The following is an 18,093-nucleotide window of genomic DNA, read 5'->3' on the forward strand; positions in this document are numbered from 1 at the left end:
ACCCACAGTGCCCCGCCATCCCCCGGAGTGCCGCTGTTGCTGTTGCTGTTGAGGTTGCCGGCCAGCGGCCGGCACTACCGCTTCGGCAGGTGCAGGGCGCAGCCCTGCCGAAAACCCCCTTGGGCGTAGAATGCGGGCATGAGCGAATCCCTCGACAACCACCTGGTCCACGGCCGCCGCCAGCGGCCCGACGGCCCTTCGCCGATCGATGTCATTTCGGTCCAATCACAACTGGTCTACGGCCATGCCGGCAACAGCGCCGCGCTGCCCCCGATGCGCGCGCTTGGCGTGCGCGTGGCCTCGATCCCGACCACGCTGCTGAGCAATGCGCCGTTCTACGAGACCACCCGTGGCCGTGTGCTGCCCAGCGACTGGTTTGCCGACCTGCTGCTCGGTACGCGCGAACGTGGTCTCCCGCAGCGGGCGAAGATGCTGGTGTCCGGCTACTTCGGCAGCGCCGCCAATGGTGCCGCGTTTGCTGATTGGCTGGACGAGATCCTGCCGGCATGCCCGCAGCTGCGCTACTGCCTGGACCCGGTGATCGGCGATACCCACACCGGTCCCTACGTGGAGCCAGGCCTGGAAGCGATCTTCGCTGAACGCCTGCTGCCGCATGCCTGGCTGGTCACCCCCAATGCCTTCGAACTCGGTCGCCTGACCGGCATGCCCGCGCTGGTCGAAGCCGATGCCATCGCCGCCTCGCGTGCGCTGCTGGCGCGCGGCCCGCAGTGGGTGCTGGCCCACAGCGTCGGCGGCAATCCGGGCGAGCTGGTGACGCTGGCTGTGGGTCGCGAGGAAACCTGGCGCTGGACCTCGCCGCTGCTGCCGGTCGACGTGGCCGGTACCGGCGATGTGCTGATGTCGCTGATGGTGTCCTTCCTGCTGCGCGGTGAGCCGATGCAGATGGCCATCTCGCGCGCCATCGCCGGCACCCATGCGGCGTTGGAGGCGACCCTGGCCCATGGTTTCGAGGAGTTCGATGTGATCGCGGCCGCACCGGCGGCGTTGGCCGACGGGATGCGCTTCCGCGCTGAACGGCTGGCATGAGCGAGTTGCACGAACGTACGCCGCGCACGGTCGGCATCGTCGGCAGTGCCGGCGCCTACGGGCGCTGGCTGACCCGGTTCTTCGAACAGCACATGCAGGTGCAGGTGATCGGCCACGATCCAGCCGATCCGAGCTCGCAAGCGCCGGAGCAGCTGCTCGAACAGGCCGATGTGCTGGTGTTCTCCGCACCGATCCGGCACACGCCCGCGTTGATTGCCGAATACGCGCGCCTGTCGGCTGGCCGCGAACAGGAACGCTTGTGGCTGGATGTGACCTCGGTGAAGGAAGCGCCAGTGCAGGCGATGCTGGCCTCGCGCGCCGAGGTGGTGGGCCTGCATCCGATGACGGCGCCGCCCAAGGCGCCGACTCTGAAAGGCCGGGTGATGGTTGTCTGCGAGGCGCGTCTGCAGCACTGGCGGCCCTGGGTGGACGCGCTGTGCCTGGCACTGCAGGCAGAGTGTGTGCGGGCCACGCCGCAGCACCATGACCAGATGATGGCGCTGGTGCAGGCGATGGTGCATGCGACCCATCTGGCCCAGGCGGGTGTGCTGCGCGAGTACCAGCCGCAGTTGGGCACGCTGGCAGCAATGTTGCCGTATCGATCAGCTTCGTTCGAACTGGATACGGCGATCATCTCGCGCATCCTGTCGTTGAATCCGGCGATCTACGAAGACATCCAGTTCGGCAATCCCTATGTGGCGCCGATGCTGCAACGTCTGATCGGCCAGCTGCAGACGCTGCAGGCGCAGGTCGGGCAGGGCGACGATGCCGCGCGCGGCGCATTCCGCGAACACCTGCTTGGGGCCAACCGGAGTGCCTTCGGTGATCAGGCGCTGGCTGCGGGAAATTACACCTTCGAGCGCGTCGGCTATCTGCTGGCCGACCTGACCGAGCGCAACGCACTGTCGGTGCACCTGCCTGAAGACCGCGCGGGGTCGTTGCGCGAACTGCTCAACGTGTTCGAGCAGCATGGCATCAGCCTGGCCTCGATCCATTCCTCGCGCACGCCCGCCGGCGAGGTGCATTTCCGCATCGGTTTCGTGGCAGGCAGCGAACCAAGGGCTATTGCGGCGGCCGCCGCCGAGGTGGATGCCAGCGGGATCGGCCGGGTGCTTGCATAGAACATTCATCCACAGGGCGTGTGGATGGCTTCTGCGCAAACATGTGGATAACCGGCTGCAGGCATTGGCGGGCAAGGCTGTCAAGATGGTTGGTCAAAAAATGACCAACCTTTTTTTGACGGAGCCAACGGCTGAGGCGAGCTGGGCTCGGCGCTACAGCGGACCGCTAGATCGACAGCCTGACCTCACCACCGCTGGTGGTGAATTCGCGGCCGTTGCGCACCAGCTGGCGGCCGTCGTCGAGTTCATAACGCGGCGTCGTCTCGGAGCCATGCCCGCTGCCGCTGGCTTCGGGCTTGAACTCGATGATGATGTGGCTTTCACCATTGCTGTCGACAGCAGGGAACTGACGGAACGACATGTTCGACCTCCTTCAGTGGTTCATCGCTACGACGTCAGAGTGAGCCGGCCGGTGTTAGCCGGCCGTCATCAATCGATGAACTGCAGGCGTGCAAGCTCGGCATACAGGCCGCCTTCAGCCAGCAGCTCCGCATGCGTGCCCTCGGCCACGATGCGACCGTGGTCCATCACCACGATGCGGTCGGCCTTCAGCACGGTCGCCAGCCGGTGGGCGATGACCACCGTGGTGCGCCCGGCCATCAATCGTTCCAGTGCCTGCTGCACGCCGTATTCGCTCTGCGCGTCCAGCGCACTGGTGGCCTCGTCGAGCAGCAGGATCGGTGCGTCCTTCAGCAAGGCACGGGCGATTGCCACGCGCTGCTGCTGGCCACCGGACAGGCGGGCACCGCGCTCGCCCAGTTCGCTGTCGTAGCCCTCCGGCAGCGCACGCAGGAAGGCATCGGCCTCAGCGGCGCGGGCTGCATCTTCCACCTCGGCGTCGCTGGCCTCCAGCCGGCCATAGCGGATGTTGTCGCGTGCACTGGCGGCGAACAATGTCGGCTGCTGTGGCACCAGCGCGAGCTGTGCGCGAAGCTCAGCCGGATCGACGTCGCGCACATCGATGCCGTCCACGCAGATGCGGCCGGCTGCCGGATCGTGGAAGCGCAGCAGCATCGACAGCACCGTGCTCTTGCCGGCGCCTGACGGGCCGACCAGAGCGACGGTTTCACCCGGTCGCACGTGCAGGTTGAAATGGTCCAGTGCGGCCTGGTCCGGTCGCTGCGGGTAGTTGAACACCACATCGTCGAAGTGGATTTCGCCACGCAGCGGCTGCGGCAGCGCACGCGGCTTGGCCGGCGCACGGATCTCGATGTCTTCCTGCAGCAGCTCGCCGATGCGGCCCATGCCGCCGGACGCGCGCTGCAGTTCATTCCACACTTCGGCCAGCGCGCCGACCGAACCACCGCCGATCAGTGCGTACAGCACGAACTGGCCCAGCGTACCGGCGCTGAGGCGCCCGTCGATGACGTCGTGTGCGCCCAGCCACAACACACCGACAATCGCGCCGAACACCAGCAGGATGGCGCTGGCGGTGACCAGCGACTGCGCACCGATGCGCCGACGCGCGGCACGGATCGCATCGCCCAGCGCATGGTCGAAACGGCCGCGTTCATAGGGCTCGCGAGCATGCGCCTGCACCGTGCGTACCGCACCCAGCGTTTCGCTGGCCAGGCTGTTGGCATCGGCGATGCGGTCCTGGCTGCTGCGCGCGATGGTGCGCAGCTTGCGCGCGCCGATGATGATCGGCAGCACCGCCAGCGGGATGCCGAGCAGCGACCATGCGGCCAACCGCGGGCTGGTGACGAACAGCATCGCCAGGCTGCCGACCACGGTGACGCTGCTGCGCAGCGCCACGGACATGGTCGAGCCGACCACGCTGCGCAGCAGTTCGCTGTCGGCGGTCAGGCGCGAAACCAGTTCGCCGCTGCGGCTGCGGTCGTGGAAGCCGGCGCCGAGCTGGATCAGGTGTGCGTAGAGGCGGCTGCGCAGATCCGCCACCACCTTCTCGCCGAGCAACGAAACAAAGTAGAAACGCGCGGCCGTCGCCAACGCCAGCACCACCGCGACCAGCATCAGCAGCGCAAAGGCACGGTTGATCTGGCCACCGCTGCTGAAGCCGTGGTCGATCATCTGCTTCACGGCCGGCGGCAGGCTCAGCGTCGCCGCCGAAGAAACGGCCAGGGCCAGCAGCCAGGCGCTGAACAAGCCGCTGTGGCGGCGTACGAACGGCCACAGCGTGCGCAGGCTGCCGAGGCGGCGCAGCGGCGGGGTGGCCGGGTCGGAGGCCGGTGCGTCCTTGTCAGTCATCGAGGGGGTCATCTTGGATACGGATACGATCACGGGTGGCGTCGCGCAGGCGGATTTTCAATGCGTCGACCTGGTCTGCGGGCAATTCCACCCGCAATCTCACGCCATTGGCATCGAATTGTTCATCGCGCTTCTCGGCGGCGTGGGCGGGCAGGGCAGCGTGCAGCGCGCCCAGGTCCTCGAATCCAGCCAGCAGCTGCAGCCGCGCCATCGCCACCAAGGGCAGGCGCGGCGCGGTGCGCAGGCATTCGGCAGCAGCGCCGCCGTACGCACGGACCAGGCCGCCGGCGCCCAGCTTGATGCCGCCGAACCAGCGGGTGACCACCACCATCACTCGATCGAATCCCTGGCCATCAATGGCGGCCAGGATCGGCCGGCCAGCGGTGCCGGCCGGTTCGCCATCGTCGCTGGAGCGATACTCCTGGCCGTGCCGGTAGGCCCAGCAGTTGTGGGTCGCATCGGCCACGGCCACCTCCTGCAGAAATGCCAGCGCAGCAGACGCACCCTCGATCGGCGCGGCATGCGCGATGAAGCGGCTGTGCTTGACGTCCAGGGTGTGGCTGACCGGTTGGGCGAGGGTATCGGGCATTCCCTTCATTCTACGGGCTTGCCGTCGAGGTGCTTCAGTCGTCCAGCAATGGCCGCACATCCTTTGGCAGGCGCGCCTCGGGATAGGTCTGCAGGTAGCGCTCCAGGCTCGCCCGGGCAAGGTCGCGCTGGCCGGCATCGCGACGCTCGCGGATCTTCTGCAGCCATTGCCGGCGGGGCAGCCCGGCGTCGGCCTGCACTTCAGCCTGCACGGCCTCCGCGCTGAGGCCTGCATCGCTGGCGCGGCGCATGACACCGGGTGCGGTTCTGCCGGCCGCGTCCTGCTTGGCCGCGGTGAGTGCGATGCGGTCTTCGGCCGTGGCCTGTGCGGAAGACGTTGATTCCGCCGTCGCCGCCGTGGCCTTGCGCGCCCTCATCGCCGCGGCAGGAACCGCAGGCGCGGATGCAGGCGCAGGCACCGAATAGGCTTCCGGTGCGGGCGGCGCTGCCGCGGGCATCGCAGGCGCGACGAACGCTGTGTCGGCGGTGGGCGCAGGTGGCGGTGCCGGCGCCATCATCGGAGCAGGCAACTGCCGCGGTGTCACGGGCGCAGGTTTCGGCACGTCTGCGATGGCCGGTGCCGGAGCAGGTGCTGCCTCAGCGGCCGCAGGTGCTGCTGTCGGTGCAGGTGCCGGTTCGGTGGCTGCGACATCGGCGGCCGCGCTGTCGTAGGACATGCCTTCGGCGTTCGCATCGGCGGCCATTTCCTGTGCAGCCGGCGCGGTGGCAACCGCCTCCGCAGGGGCCGACGGCGGCTCTGGACGCATCTGCCAGGCGATGCCCACGGCGAACACCGTCGATGCGGCCACGCCGAAGACGGCCGGCCAGCGGCGGCGCGGGCGCAGCGTGCGCGGTGCCGCCGGCAGCGGAGTGGCCTCAGAGGCCGGCGCCTCCACGGCCGCACGCGCAGCGGCCAGGATCGCGGCGTCCAGCGCCGGCGGAGGGCCCTGTTCGGCGCGTCGCCCAAGCAGGCGTGCCAGCTCGCGTTCTTCCGGGGTCAGGGGATCGTCTCGGTTCATGCGTTCAGTCCCGCACGCAGCTTGTCCATCGCATAGCGCAGCCGCGATTTCACGGTTTCCCGGCCAACGCCGGTGATCTGGCCGATCTCCTCCAGGCTCAGTTCCTGTTCCAGCCGCAGCTGCAGCACTTCACGCTGTTCTGCGGGCAGCTCTTCCATCGCCAGTTGGATGCGGCGACGTTGTTCGAATTCGGACAGTTCCGCTTCCGGGGTCTGCCCATCCTCCAGCGCGGCCAGGCGCAGATCGGCATCGGCCGGTGCAGCAGGGCGATGGCGGGCGGCACGCCAGTGGTCGTTCAGGCGGTTGTGGGCAATGCGGAACAGCCAGGTGCTGAAGGCCGCGTCGGCCTGCCAGCCGGCCCGTGCGCTGATCACCCGTTGCCAGACGTCCTGGAACATCTCCTCGGCCAGCGCGGTGTCGCGCAGCTGCCGCAGCAGGAAGCCGAACAGGCGCTTGCGATGACGTGCATACAGGCTTTCGAACGCGTGCACGTCACCGGCGGCCCAGGCCAGCATCAAGGCTTCATCGGTTGGCAGGGCGCTGGCATCCACGCCGTACAGGGTAAGCCCTGCAGGCGGTGGCGCATAGCCGGCGATGGCGTGGGACAGGGCGACGGTCACGGCGGGAATCAGGAGAGGATCGACAGGAAAAACGCCCGACGGCACGTTTCGGGGTTACCGGGCTTCCATTGCCCCCCGGGTGGCGCGTTATGCTCGGTAATTCAGGGGAGGCGGCGCTCAGGCGGCGCCAAGAGAACGTCATTTGTCCACCGAAGCCGACCGCGCGCTGGAAGCGTCACACAACGAGCCTGTGCTGAGCGCGGCGCTGGTGCGCGCGCTTCATGCGCTGCTGCCGGAAACGGCGGTCGTGCGCGTCGGTTGGGACGATCCGCAGCTCGGCAGCGGGCAGGGCGGTTGGCCGATCGGTGGCGGCGGCGAGGACGTCTGGCAGCCCTTGGCCGACCATGCCGAGGGCCGTCATGGCTGGGAGTACGACGGCGCCCGCTTGTTGCTGTCGGTGCGCGGGGCGACACCCTCTCCGGCCTGGTGGGGGCTGGCCCGGCAGGCGATGGAGCTGGCCTTGCAGCGCGACCGCCAGGCGGGTCAGATCAAGGCGCTGGAACAGGCCGAGCGGTTGCAGCAGGCCTTGTTCCAGATTGCCGACCTGGCCGGTGCCGACCTGGAAATGGGCGAGATGCTGCGCCACGTGCATGGCGTGCTGGGCACGCTGATGTATGCGCAGAACTGCTACATCGTCGAGTATGACGATGCCCGTCGGCAGATCCGCTTCCTGTACTTCGCCGACCAGGTCGATGACTTCGTTGCCGATCCTGCACAGAGCTACGACATCGACCAGATGCCGCGCAGCCTGACCGTGGCGTTGCTGCGGCATGGCCGGCCACTGAGCGGGCCTTCGCGCGAACTGCTGGCGCGGGTAGACCAGGAGCACGACCCGCAGCGCGGCCCGGAAAGCCTGGACTGGCTGGGCGTGCCGATGCTGCGCGATGGCCGCGTGTGCGGTGCGATCGTGGTGCAGAGTTACGAGCATGCCGACCGCTACGGCGAAGCCGAACGGGCGCTGCTGGGTTTTGTTGCCCAGCACGTGCAGACCGCCATGGACCGCCGCCAGGCGCAGGTGCGGCTGGAGCAGCAGGTGGAACGGCGCACGCAGGAGCTGCAGCGCGCCAATCTCAGCCTGCAGGATGAAGTGGCCGAGCGCCGTCGTGCAGAGCAGCTGCAGACCGCGCTGTACAACATCGCCGAAATGGCGATGTCGGCCGACAGCCTGGCGCAGTTCTACGGGCAGGTCCACGGCGTGGTCGGGCGCTTGCTGGATGCGCGCAACTTCTACATCGCGCTGGTCAATGCCGAGGGCGATGGGCTGGATTTCGTTTATTCGGTAGACGAGCACAACGCGAGTCGTGCACCGCGCGCGTTCAGCCGAGGGTTGACCGAATATGTGGTCCGCCATCGGCGACCCCTGCTGGCCTCGCGTGCACAGATCGATGCGCTGCTGGAAACCGGCGAGGTGCGCGAATCCGGCGCACGTTCGCAGTGCTGGCTCGGTGTGCCGCTGCTGCGCGACGACGAAGTGGTCGGCGCGATCGTGGTGCAGAGCTATACCGAGCAGATCGCCTTCAGTGTGCATGACCAGCGCCTGCTGATTTTCGTCGCGCAGAACATCGGCACCGGTCTTGCGCGCCAGCGCGACCAGCAGCGCCTGCGCTCGGCGCATGCCGAGCTGGAAAAACGGGTGGAAGAGCGCACCCGCGAACTGGGCGAGGTCAATGAAAAGCTGCTGGGCCAGATCGGCGAACGCCTTCGCGCCGAGCAGCGCCTCACCCATCAGGCCATGCACGACGCGCTGACCGGGCTGCCCAACCGCCTGCACCTGCTGGACAGGCTGCAGGATGCGCTGGCGCTGGCCCGGCGCGAAGGCGGCCCGGTATTCGCGGTGCTGTTCCTGGACCTTGACCGCTTCAAGCTGGTCAACGACAGCATCGGCCACGCCGCCGGCGATCGCATGCTGGTGGAAGTGGCCAAGCGCATCGTATCGATGGCGGGTGACAACGACGTGGTTGCGCGCTTGGGCGGCGATGAGTTCGCCGTGCTGCTGCAATGCCCGGACGGGCTGGCGCAGGCGCTGGATTTCGGCCAGCGGTTGTTGTTGGCACTGCAGGAGTCGATGTGGATCGCCGGTCGGGAGCTGTTTCCCTCCGGCAGCCTGGGCATCGCCCTGTGGAACCCGCGTTATCGCACCGGTGAAGAACTGCTGCGCGACGCCGATGCAGCGATGTACCGGGCCAAGGCGCAGGGCCACGACCGCTGCTCGATCTTCGACGAGGAGATGCGCGAGCAGGCGCTGCGCAGTCTGGATCTTGAGGCTGACCTGCGGCGGGCGATCAACAACCGTGATTTCGTGCCGTTCTACCAGCCGATCGTGCGCCTGTCCGATGGCGAAGTGGTTGGCCACGAGGCCCTGCTGCGCTGGAAGCATGAGCGCCGCGGCCTGCTGCTGCCGGGCGCGTTCCTGGAACTGGGCGAGGAAAGTGGCCTGATCGAACAGGTCGACTGGCTGATTTACGAGCAGGTCATTGCCGGCCTCGCCGACGGCGGGCGTGGCTATGTTTCAGTCAACGTGTCGCCACGGCATTTCCGCTCCGCCGAGTTCAGCGGACGGCTGTATGGATTGCTGGAGGCGTGCAACGCGGACCCACAGCGGCTGCGCCTGGAAATCACCGAGGTCGCGCTGCTCGACGATGGTCCGCATACGCTGCACATCCTCAAGGGCCTGCGCGAACGCGGCATCCAGGTGCAGCTGGACGATTTCGGTACCGGCTTCTCGGCGCTGTCCTACCTGCACCGCTTCCCGATCAGCACGTTGAAGATCGACCAGAGCTTCATTGCCGGCCTGCACGGGCCGGAAGCGCAGAGTACGCGCGCGCTGGTGGAGGGTGTGCTGTCACTGGCGCGCACGCTGGGCATCGAGACCATTGGCGAAGGCATCGAAACCGAGGCGCAGCGTGACACGCTGTTCGAACTCGGCTGCGACTACGGCCAGGGTTACCTGCTGGGCCGGCCGGCGCCGTGGACGCGCGCGGCGGCCTGAGCCACCGCGCACGCAGTCTTCAACGCAGCGCCGCGCGGCGCTTCTCGTCGATCCACTTCGAGGCCTGGGCCGGCTGGTAGTTCTTCATCCAGGCCAGCATCTCTTCGATGTCCGAGCCGTACCACAGGTCCTGGCGCTGCTCGGGGTGAAGGAAGCGCTCTTCCACCATGCGATCGATCATGCCGATCAGCGGTGCGTAGAAGCCGTCCACGTCGAGGAACGCACAGGGCTTGTTGCCGATGCCGAGCTGGCGCCAGGTCAGCATCTCGAAGATCTCTTCCATGGTGCCGAAGCCGCCGGGCAGGGCGACGAAGCCATCGGACAGATCGAACATGCGCGACTTGCGCTCATGCATCGAACCGACGATCTCCAGTTCGGTCAGGCCGCGATGGGCCACTTCCCAGTCGGCCAGCTGGCGCGGAATCACGCCGGTGACCTGACCGCCGGCGGCGAGCACGGCATTGGCCACGGTGCCCATCAGGCCGACATTGCCGCCGCCGTACACCAGGCGCATGCCGTCGCGGGCGATGCGGTCGCCCAGCGCAATGGCGCGTTCGGTGTAGACCGGCTTGCTGCCAGCGTTGGAACCGCAGTACACACAGATCGACTTCATGGATCTTCCTGTCTTGGCCGGAAACGAAAACGCCCCGCCGTTGACCAGTGAAGCCGGTCGCAGGGCGGGGTGTCCGGGCAATTATGAGGCCTTGCCGTTGTTCTCTGTAGCGCCGGGCCGTGCCCGGCGGCATTTCGTTCAGATCACGGCCAGCCCGTCAGCCCCAGCCGGGCGGCGCCCGGCGCTACGCGGGTGCGGAGTTACGCAGCGGCAGCCTGCTCGCGGCGGGGCCCTTCACGCAGCGCGCGGCCCACCATGCCCACCAGCAGGTCCAGCTCGCTGCTGTCCATGCCGAAGTGCGGGGTGAAGCGCAGCGAGTTCTCGCCGCCGTGGATCACGTTGATGCCGTGCTGGCGCAGCCATTCCTCGGTGGAATTGGCGCCATAGCACTTGAACTGCGGGGCCAGCTCGCAGGAGAACAGCAGGCCGGTGCCCTGCACCTTGGTGATCAGGCCGCCCAGCTCGTTCTTCAGCTGCTCCAGCTTGCGCACGGCCTCAGCACCGCGCTCGGAGATCGCCGCGCGGACCTGCGGGGTCAGCTGGGCCAAGGTGGCGCAGGCCACGTCCAGCGCACGCGGGTTGCTGGTCATGGTGTTGCCGTAGATACCCTTGCGGTACAGCTGCGCGGCGTGCTCGGTCACCGCCAGCACCGACAGCGGGTACTGCGCGGCGTTGAGCGCCTTGGAATAGGTTTCCATGTCCGGCGCATCCAGGCCTTCGAAGCCCGGATAGTCGACCACCGACAGCACGCCATGGGCACGCAGGCCGGCCTGGATCGAGTCCAGCAGCAGCAGGCTGCCGTGGGCACGGGTCAGTTCGCGGGCCAGCGCGTAGAACGCCGGCGGCACGGAGCGGCCCGGGTCACCTTCGCCCATCACCGGCTCCAGGAACACCGCTTCGATGAACCAGTTGTTGTGCGCAGCATCCTCGAACACCTTGCGCAGGCCGGCCTCGTCGTACGGCGCGACGGTGATCACAGACTCCTCGCCACGGTAGCTGGCCAGGTGCTGCATGTAGGTCTTGCGGCTGGAGTCGGAATACAGTGCCGGGCGGTCGGTACGGCCGTGGAAGCTGCCCTTGATGACCACGCGCTTGATTGCCGCACCGGCATGGCGGGCGCCCGGGTCGGTCTGCAGCTTGGCGTTGACGTCGGCGATGCGCGCCGCCAGGCCGACCGCTTCCGAACCGGAATTCAGGCACATGAAGCGCGTGAACGGACAGCCGCCACGACGGTGGCCGATCTCCGCCCGCAGCGCGGTGATGAAGCGCTGCTGGGACAGGCTGGGGGTCATGATGTTGGCCATCACCTGCGGCCGTGACATCGCCTCCATGACCGCATCGGGGGTGTGGCCGAAGCCGAGCATGCCGTAGCCACCGGCGTCGTACAGCACCGCGCCCTTCAGGGTGACCACCCACGGGCCGCGTGCGGCCAGCGCCACATACGGGGTCACCGCATCATCGGCGTAGAAATTGACGAAGCCGTCCTGCATGGCATCGATCTGCGCCTGCTCATCCTGTGCCAGCAACGGCCCCAGCTCGGCCTGCACGCGCGCGAATTCGGCGGCAGCGGCGTCAATCGCGGCAACCAGTTGCGGGTGGTTGGCGGCGAGGGCGGTCAGGGTTGCGTCATCCAGGCCGTTGGTGAGGCGGGTGCCGGGCTGGGCGCGGAGGGGGGCGAGGCGTTCGATGAAGCTCATTGCAGATCTCCTGAAACGTTGGGTCGCACGGGCCTTCAAAAGCAAAACGCGCGTCTTTACGCGCGCTTGGGGCGGGCTCGTGCAGCGGACTTCCTCGTCGATGCTAGCACTTGTTTTTTTGCGCGATAACCCCGCAAAAGACTGCTGCATAGCAGCATTTTGCGCGACGTTCGAGGTCCGCTGCGCAGGCTCGCAGACGCTGGACGTACAATGCGCGCCATTGTCGACCTGTTGCCGTCCACTGCCTTGAAGAAGTCCGATTTCCATTACGACCTGCCGGCCGAACTGATCGCCCAGGCACCCTTGGCCGAACGCTCGGCGAGCCGTCTGCTGCTGGTGCCGCCGGCGCCGGCTGCCTTCACCGATCTACAGGTGCGCGACCTGCCGTCGCTGCTGCAGCCGGGCGACCTGCTGGTGTTCAACGACACCCGGGTGATTCCGGCGCGCCTGTTCGGGCAGAAGGCCAGCGGTGGCCGCGTGGAGATCCTGGTCGAGCGCCTGCTCGGCGGCCAGCAGGCCCGGGCCCAGGTCGGTGCCAGCAAGTCGCCGAAGGCCGGCAGCCGCATCGCCCTGGATGCCGGAGGCGAAGCCGAGGTGCTGGGCCGCGATGGCGAGTTCTATGTGCTGCAGTTCCATGTGCCGGAGTCGCTGGAACAGTGGCTGCTGCACGCTGGCCGGCTGCCGTTGCCACCTTACATCCAGCGCGAGCCGGGCGTGGACGATCGCGAGCGCTACCAGACCGTGTTTGCCCGCGAAGTGGGCGCGGTGGCGGCGCCGACCGCCGGCCTGCACTTCGATGAGGCGCTGCTGGCGGCACTGAAGGACAAGGGCGTGGATTTCGGCCACGTCACCCTGCACGTGGGCGCGGGCACCTTCCAGCCGGTGCGCGCCGACGACCTGAAGGACCACGTGATGCACCGCGAGTGGCTGAACGTGGGCGCCGAGTTGGTGCAGCAGGTGCGGCGCACGCGTGCGGCCGGTGGCCGGGTGATCGGCGTGGGCACGACCGTGGTGCGCGCGCTGGAAAGCGCGATGCGCGATGGCGAACTGCTGCCGTTCGCCGGCGAAACGCAGATCTTCATCACCCCGGGCTACCGGATCCGCAGCGTCGACGCGATGGTCACCAATTTCCATCTGCCGGAAAGTACGCTGCTGATGATGATCTCGGCCTTTGCCGGCAAGGAGCGGGTGTTCGAGGCCTACCAGCACGCGATCGAGCAGCGTTATCGCTTCTTCAGCTACGGCGACGCGATGCTGCTGTTCCCGCAGGCGGGTTAGGGCTGAGGTGGGTAGCGCCGGGCCATGCCCGGCGTGGCGGAGTTGCGGGTCATCCGCCGGGCATGGTCCGGCGCTACCGGAGCAGAAAAGGCGGTTTTGGGAGACAATGGGCGACTATTTGCCCGAATGACCGCTCCATGTCCCGATTGCAGTTCCAGCTCCAGACCCGTGATGGCCGCGCCCGCCGTGGCCGCCTGACCTTCCCGCGCGGCACGGTGGAAACGCCGGCCTTCATGCCGGTGGGGACCTATGGCTCGGTCAAGGGCATTCTGCCGGACCAGGTGCGGGCACTGGGCGCCGAGATCATCCTCGGCAACACCTTCCACCTGTATCTGCGCCCGGGCCTGGACATCATCGCCGACCATGGCGGCCTGCACGGCTTCTGCCGCTGGGATGGCCCGATCCTGACCGACTCCGGCGGCTTCCAGGTGTTCTCGCTGGCCCACCGCCGCAAGATCACCGAGCAGGGCGTGACCTTCGCCTCGCCGACCGACGGTGCCCGGGTGTTCCTGGGCCCGGAAGAGAGCATGAAGATCCAGAAGGTGCTCGATTCGGACGTGGTGATGATCTTCGACGAGTGCACGCCGTACCCGGCCACCGAGGACGTCGCCCGCCGCTCGATGGAGCTGAGCCTGCGCTGGGCCCAGCGCAGCCGCAACGCCCATGATGAACTCGGCAACGACGCGGCCCTGTTCGGCATCGTCCAGGGCGGGGTGCATACGGACCTGCGCAGCCGCTCGGCCGAGGCCCTGCAGGGGATCGGCTTCGACGGCTATGCCATCGGCGGCCTGGCCGTGGGTGAGCCGGAAGACGAGCGCAACGCCATGCTCGACCATCTGGACCCCGAATTGCCCGCCGACCGTCCGCGCTACCTGATGGGCGTCGGCCGCCCCGAGGACCTGGTCGAGGGTGTCGCACGTGGCGTGGACATGTTCGACTGCGTGATGCCGACCCGGAATGCGCGCAACGGCCACTATTTCACCTCGTTCGGCACCGTCCGCATCCGCAATTCACAGTACGCGCGGGACATGGACCCGATCGAGCCGGGCTGTGGCTGCGTGGCCTGCGCCGGCGGCTATACCCGCTCGTACCTGCGTCATCTGGACCGCTGCAACGAGATGCTGGCGCCGATGCTGGGCACCCAGCACAACCTCTTCTATTACGAAAAACTGATGGCTGACATCCGCGCGGCCATCGAGGCGGGAACCTTCCTGGCCTTCCGCGAGTCCTTCTACGCAGCACGCGGGGCGGTAGCGCCGCCCCTGTAAACCCGCAGCACCCCCTGCCAAACGGCCCAAGGACGAATGCCCGGGGCCGTGGCATACTTCAAGGCTGACCCAGATCCGCGGTCGACACCTCGTGCCCGTGAAACGGCCGAAGCGCCGCCCAACCAAAGGACCAACGATGAACCTGCTTGCCTTCCTGATTCCCGCCGCCCACGCCCAGGCCGCTGGCGGCCAACCGCAGGGCATGGGCCTGACCACGCTGCTGTTCCCGATCATCCTGATCGCCATCATGTACTTCCTGATGATCCGCCCGCAGATGAAGCGGCAGAAGGAGCACAAGTCCATGCTGGAGAAGATCAAGCGCGGCGACGAAGTGCTGACCAACGGCGGCATCGCCGGCAAGGTCACCGATATCGGCGACAACTTCGTCACCGTCGAAGTGGCCGAGAACGTGCGCATCCGCGTGCAGAAGGGCGCTGTCGGCAGCGTGCTGCCGACCGGCACCCTGGATTCGGCCAAGTAAGCCACTCCCTTTCTGAAGCACAACCGCGGCGCCGGGGATGGCGCCGCGCGGGACCCAAGCAATGCTCGAATTTCCACGCTGGAAGTACGTCGTCATCGTGATCGTACTGGCGCTCAGCGCGCTGTACGCACTGCCCAACATCTACCAGAAGGACCCGGCCATCCAGATCACCGCCAACCGTGGCGGCCAGATCGACGATGCGCTGCGTGACCGTGTGCTGGCCGACCTGAAGAAGGCCGGTGTCACCACGCTCGGCGCAGAGAAGGAAGGGGACAGCCTGATCGTCCGCCTGTCGGACCTGAAGTCGCAGTCCGCCGCCAGCGATGCGCTGCGTGACAGCGTGGGCGAGAACTACACGGTGGCCCTGAACCTGGCCTCGACCGTGCCGGACTGGCTGGCCAAGCTCGGCGGTCGCCCGATGGTGCTGGGCCTGGATCTGCAGGGCGGTGTGCACTTCGTGCTGCAGGTCGACCAGAAGGCCGCGCTGGACAAGCGCCTGGATGCCTACACCGAAGACGTGCGCAGCACCCTGCGTGATGCGCGCATCGCCTACCAGTCGGTCGAGCGTCGCGCCGACAACACCATCGTCGCCAACCTGAGCCCGTCGGCCGGTGAAGACGCCGGTACCCGTGCCCGCGCCGCGCTGGCCAAGGCGCAGCCGACGCTCGGCTACGACGTCAGCGGCAACCGCATCACGGTCTCCATTCCGGAAGCCGAGATCGCGCAGATCGCCAACGGCGCCATCGAGCAGAACATCAACACCCTGCGCAACCGCGTGAACCAGCTCGGCGTGTCCGAGCCGATCATCCAGCGCCAGGGCGCCGACCGCGTGGTGGTGCAGCTGCCGGGCGTGCAGGACACGGCCGAAGCCAAGCGCATGATCGGTGCCACCGCCACCCTGGAATATCGGGCGGTTGTGGACGGTAATCCGACAAGCGTCGCGGATAAAATCGCCAGTGGCCGCATTCCGCCGGAAGCGAAGCTTTATCAGCGTCGCGAAGGGGGCGGTCCGGTGCTGCTGAACAAGCGCGTGATCGTTACCGGTGACCAGATGGTGGCCGCGCAGGCGGTGACCGACTCCACCAGTGGCACCCCGGCAGTCAGCGTGACGCTGAACAATGTCGGCGGCCAGCGCATGTTCGACTTCACCAGCGCCAACGTGAACAAGCCGATGGCGGTGGTCTACACCGAGCGCGTGCCGACCGTGACCGTGGTTGACGGCCAGGAAGTGCGTGGCTTCAAGGTCAACGAGGAAGTGATCTCGGTGGCCAACATCAACGGCGTGTTCGGCAAGAACTTCCAGACCACCGGTCTGCAGAAGAAGGAAGCCGAAGACCTGGCCAAGCTGCTGAAGTCGGGCTCGCTGGCTGCGCCGATGGACTTCGTTGAAGAGCGCGTGGTCGGCCCGAGCCTGGGTGCGGAGAACGTCAAGAACGGCATCACCGCGGTGGTCTACGCGTTCATGTTCACGCTGGTGTTCTTCACCATCTACTACCGCATGTTCGGCCTGATCACCTCGGTCGCGATGCTGTTCAACCTGCTGATCGTAGTGGCGGTGATGTCGCTGTTCGGCGCGACCATGACCTTGCCGGGGTTTGCCGGCCTGGCGTTGTCGGTCGGTCTGTCGGTCGACGCCAACGTGCTGATCAACGAACGTATCCGTGAAGAGCTGCGTGCGGGAGTGCCGGGCAAGACCGCGATCGTGACCGGTTACGAGCGCGCTTCGGGCACCATCCTCGACGCCAACCTGACCGGCCTGATCGTCGGTGTGGCGCTGTTCGCATTCGGTACCGGTCCGCTGAAGGGCTTCGCGCTGACCATGATCATCGGTATTTTCGCTTCCATGTTCACCGCGATCACCGTATCGCGTGCACTGGCGACGCTGATCTACGGCCGTCGCAAGAAGCTCCAGAACGTGGCCATCTGACGGGACGACACGCACATGAAACTGTTTCCGCTGCACATCCTCCCGAACGATACCAAGATCGACTTCATGCGCTGGCGCCATGTCGCGATGGTCGTCACGATCATCGTGTTCCTGGCATCGATCGGCATCATCGGCTTCAAGGGCTTCAACTACGCTCTGGACTTCACCGGCGGCACCCTGATCGAAGCCCGCTTCGAACATGCGGTGGACGTCGAGGACGTCCGCAGCAAGCTTGAGCAGAACGGCTTCGACGGCGCCCAGGTACAGAGCGTCGGTGGCAACACCGACCTGCTGATCCGCCTGGCCCCGCACGGTGAACATGCTCCGGGTACCGGTGGCGCCTCTGCCGAGGACAAGGCCACTGCTGCGGCCGTGGTCAAGGCGGTTTCTTCGGCGGACAACCAGGCCACCGTGCTGCGCAACGAGTTCGTTGGTCCGCAGATCGGCAAGGACCTGGCGATGAATGGCCTGTACGCCACCATCTTCATGCTGGCCGGCTTCCTGATCTACATCGCGGTGCGCTTCGAATGGAAGTTCGCGGTTACCGCCAGCATCGTGGCCATGTTCGACCTGATCGTGACGGTGGCCTACGTGTCGCTGCTCGGCCGTGAGTTCGACCTGACCGTGCTGGCCGGCCTGCTGTCGGTGATGGGTTTTGCGATCAACGACATCATCGTGGTGTTCGACCGTGTCCGCGAGAACTTCCGCAGCCTGCGCGTGGAGCCGATGGAAGTGCTGAACCGTTCGATCAACCAGACGCTGTCGCGTACGGTGATCACCGCGGTGATGTTCTTCCTGTCCGCGCTGGCCCTGTACATGTACGGCGGCAGCTCGATGGAAGGTCTGGCCGAGACGCACATGATCGGTGCGGTGATCGTGGTGCTGTCCTCGATCCTGGTCGCGGTGCCGATGCTGACCGTGGGTGCCCTGCGCGTGACCAAGCAGGATCTGCTGCCCAAGGCCAAGGACATCGAAGCCCTGGAGCGTCGTCCGTAAGCCTCTGCTGCACGCAGTACACAGAGAACCCCGCGCAAGCGGGGTTTTTTGTTGACAGGGCTTGCAGCCCTGCACCTGCTGAGGCAACAGCAACAGCAACAGCAACGGCAACAGCGGGTTATCCGTGGGATGGCGGGGCGGTGTCGGATTGCGGGGACGCCGCAAGTACGTCCCTGTAGGCTTGGCAGCCGCATCCATGCGGCTGACACCCCGCAATCCGACACCGCCCCACCACTGACAG

At 66.9% G+C, this 18,093-nt stretch carries 15 protein-coding genes; 8 read left to right on the top strand and 7 right to left on the bottom strand.

Annotation, left to right across the window (positions count from 1 at the left end):
* Nucleotides 1-138: 138 nt before the first annotated feature.
* Entirely contained in the window at nucleotides 139-1,047 is a 909-nt protein-coding gene (gene pdxY / locus H3005_RS20780) for a pyridoxal kinase (protein WP_191078970.1), read from the top strand.
* Entirely contained in the window at nucleotides 1,044-2,168 is a 1,125-nt protein-coding gene (locus tag H3005_RS20785) for a prephenate dehydrogenase (protein ID WP_191078971.1), read from the top strand. Before pdxY ends, H3005_RS20785 begins: the two co-directional genes overlap by 4 nt.
* A gap of 166 nt (nucleotides 2,169-2,334) precedes the next feature.
* Here H3005_RS20785 and H3005_RS20790 read toward each other — a convergent pair whose 3' ends face one another.
* The 5 genes from H3005_RS20790 to H3005_RS20810 all read right to left on the bottom strand — a co-directional run bounded on the left by H3005_RS20790 (nucleotide 2,335) and on the right by H3005_RS20810 (nucleotide 6,498).
* Nucleotides 2,335-2,529, bottom strand: a complete 195-nt coding sequence (locus H3005_RS20790; RefSeq protein WP_088101408.1) for a hypothetical protein — start codon at nucleotides 2,527-2,529, stop codon at nucleotides 2,335-2,337.
* 68 nt (nucleotides 2,530-2,597) lie between these two features.
* Nucleotides 2,598-4,376: an ABC transporter transmembrane domain-containing protein gene (locus H3005_RS20795; RefSeq protein WP_100552285.1), complete on the bottom strand. Its 1,779-nt coding sequence runs from the start codon at nucleotides 4,374-4,376 to the stop codon at nucleotides 2,598-2,600.
* A complete protein-coding gene (locus H3005_RS20800; protein WP_191078972.1) occupies nucleotides 4,369-4,965 on the bottom strand; it encodes a YigZ family protein in 597 nt (198 codons plus the stop codon). The genes H3005_RS20795 and H3005_RS20800 overlap by 8 nt, the downstream gene beginning before the upstream one ends.
* A gap of 34 nt (nucleotides 4,966-4,999) precedes the next feature.
* Entirely contained in the window at nucleotides 5,000-5,983 is a 984-nt protein-coding gene (locus tag H3005_RS20805) for a hypothetical protein (RefSeq protein WP_191078973.1), read from the bottom strand.
* Nucleotides 5,980-6,498, bottom strand: a complete 519-nt coding sequence (locus tag H3005_RS20810; RefSeq protein WP_218946912.1) for an RNA polymerase sigma factor — start codon at nucleotides 6,496-6,498, stop codon at nucleotides 5,980-5,982. Before H3005_RS20810 ends, H3005_RS20805 begins: the two co-directional genes overlap by 4 nt.
* 247 nt (nucleotides 6,499-6,745) lie before the next feature.
* On the opposite strand from H3005_RS20810, the gene H3005_RS20815 reads away from it, so the two are divergent.
* Entirely contained in the window at nucleotides 6,746-9,592 is a 2,847-nt protein-coding gene (locus H3005_RS20815) for an EAL domain-containing protein (RefSeq protein ID WP_100552289.1), read from the top strand.
* A gap of 19 nt (nucleotides 9,593-9,611) precedes the next feature.
* On the opposite strand, the gene H3005_RS20820 is transcribed toward H3005_RS20815, so the two are convergent.
* On the bottom strand, nucleotides 9,612-10,205 hold the full coding sequence (locus H3005_RS20820; protein WP_191078974.1) for a TIGR00730 family Rossman fold protein: 594 nt from the start codon (nucleotides 10,203-10,205) through the stop codon (nucleotides 9,612-9,614).
* A gap of 200 nt (nucleotides 10,206-10,405) precedes the next feature.
* Nucleotides 10,406-11,902, bottom strand: a complete 1,497-nt coding sequence (locus H3005_RS20825) for an aminotransferase class III-fold pyridoxal phosphate-dependent enzyme (protein ID WP_191078975.1) — start codon at nucleotides 11,900-11,902, stop codon at nucleotides 10,406-10,408.
* A gap of 246 nt (nucleotides 11,903-12,148) precedes the next feature.
* On the opposite strand from H3005_RS20825, the gene queA reads away from it, so the two are divergent.
* The 5 genes from queA to secF all read left to right on the top strand — a co-directional run bounded on the left by queA (nucleotide 12,149) and on the right by secF (nucleotide 17,852).
* Complete coding sequence (gene queA, locus H3005_RS20830) at nucleotides 12,149-13,180, top strand: tRNA preQ1(34) S-adenosylmethionine ribosyltransferase-isomerase QueA (RefSeq protein ID WP_191078977.1); 1,032 nt, start codon at nucleotides 12,149-12,151, stop codon at nucleotides 13,178-13,180.
* Nucleotides 13,181-13,317: 137 nt separating this feature from the next.
* Complete coding sequence (gene tgt / locus H3005_RS20835) at nucleotides 13,318-14,448, top strand: tRNA guanosine(34) transglycosylase Tgt (RefSeq protein WP_025875126.1); 1,131 nt, start codon at nucleotides 13,318-13,320, stop codon at nucleotides 14,446-14,448.
* 136 nt (nucleotides 14,449-14,584) lie between these two features.
* A complete protein-coding gene (yajC, locus tag H3005_RS20840; RefSeq protein ID WP_089240484.1) occupies nucleotides 14,585-14,929 on the top strand; it encodes a preprotein translocase subunit YajC in 345 nt (114 codons plus the stop codon).
* 61 nt (nucleotides 14,930-14,990) lie between these two features.
* Nucleotides 14,991-16,856 carry a protein translocase subunit SecD gene (gene secD, locus H3005_RS20845; protein WP_191078976.1) on the top strand — a complete coding sequence of 622 codons (1,866 nt, stop codon included), beginning with the start codon at nucleotides 14,991-14,993 and terminating at the stop codon, nucleotides 16,854-16,856.
* Nucleotides 16,857-16,871: 15 nt separating this feature from the next.
* Entirely contained in the window at nucleotides 16,872-17,852 is a 981-nt protein-coding gene (gene secF / locus H3005_RS20850) for a protein translocase subunit SecF (RefSeq protein ID WP_100552292.1), read from the top strand.
* The last annotated feature ends 241 nt before the right edge of the window (nucleotides 17,853-18,093 follow it).

Origin of the sequence: Stenotrophomonas sp. Br8, from assembly GCF_014763005.1 — a bacterium.
In the GTDB taxonomy this organism is placed as follows: domain Bacteria; phylum Pseudomonadota; class Gammaproteobacteria; order Xanthomonadales; family Xanthomonadaceae; genus Stenotrophomonas; species Stenotrophomonas lactitubi.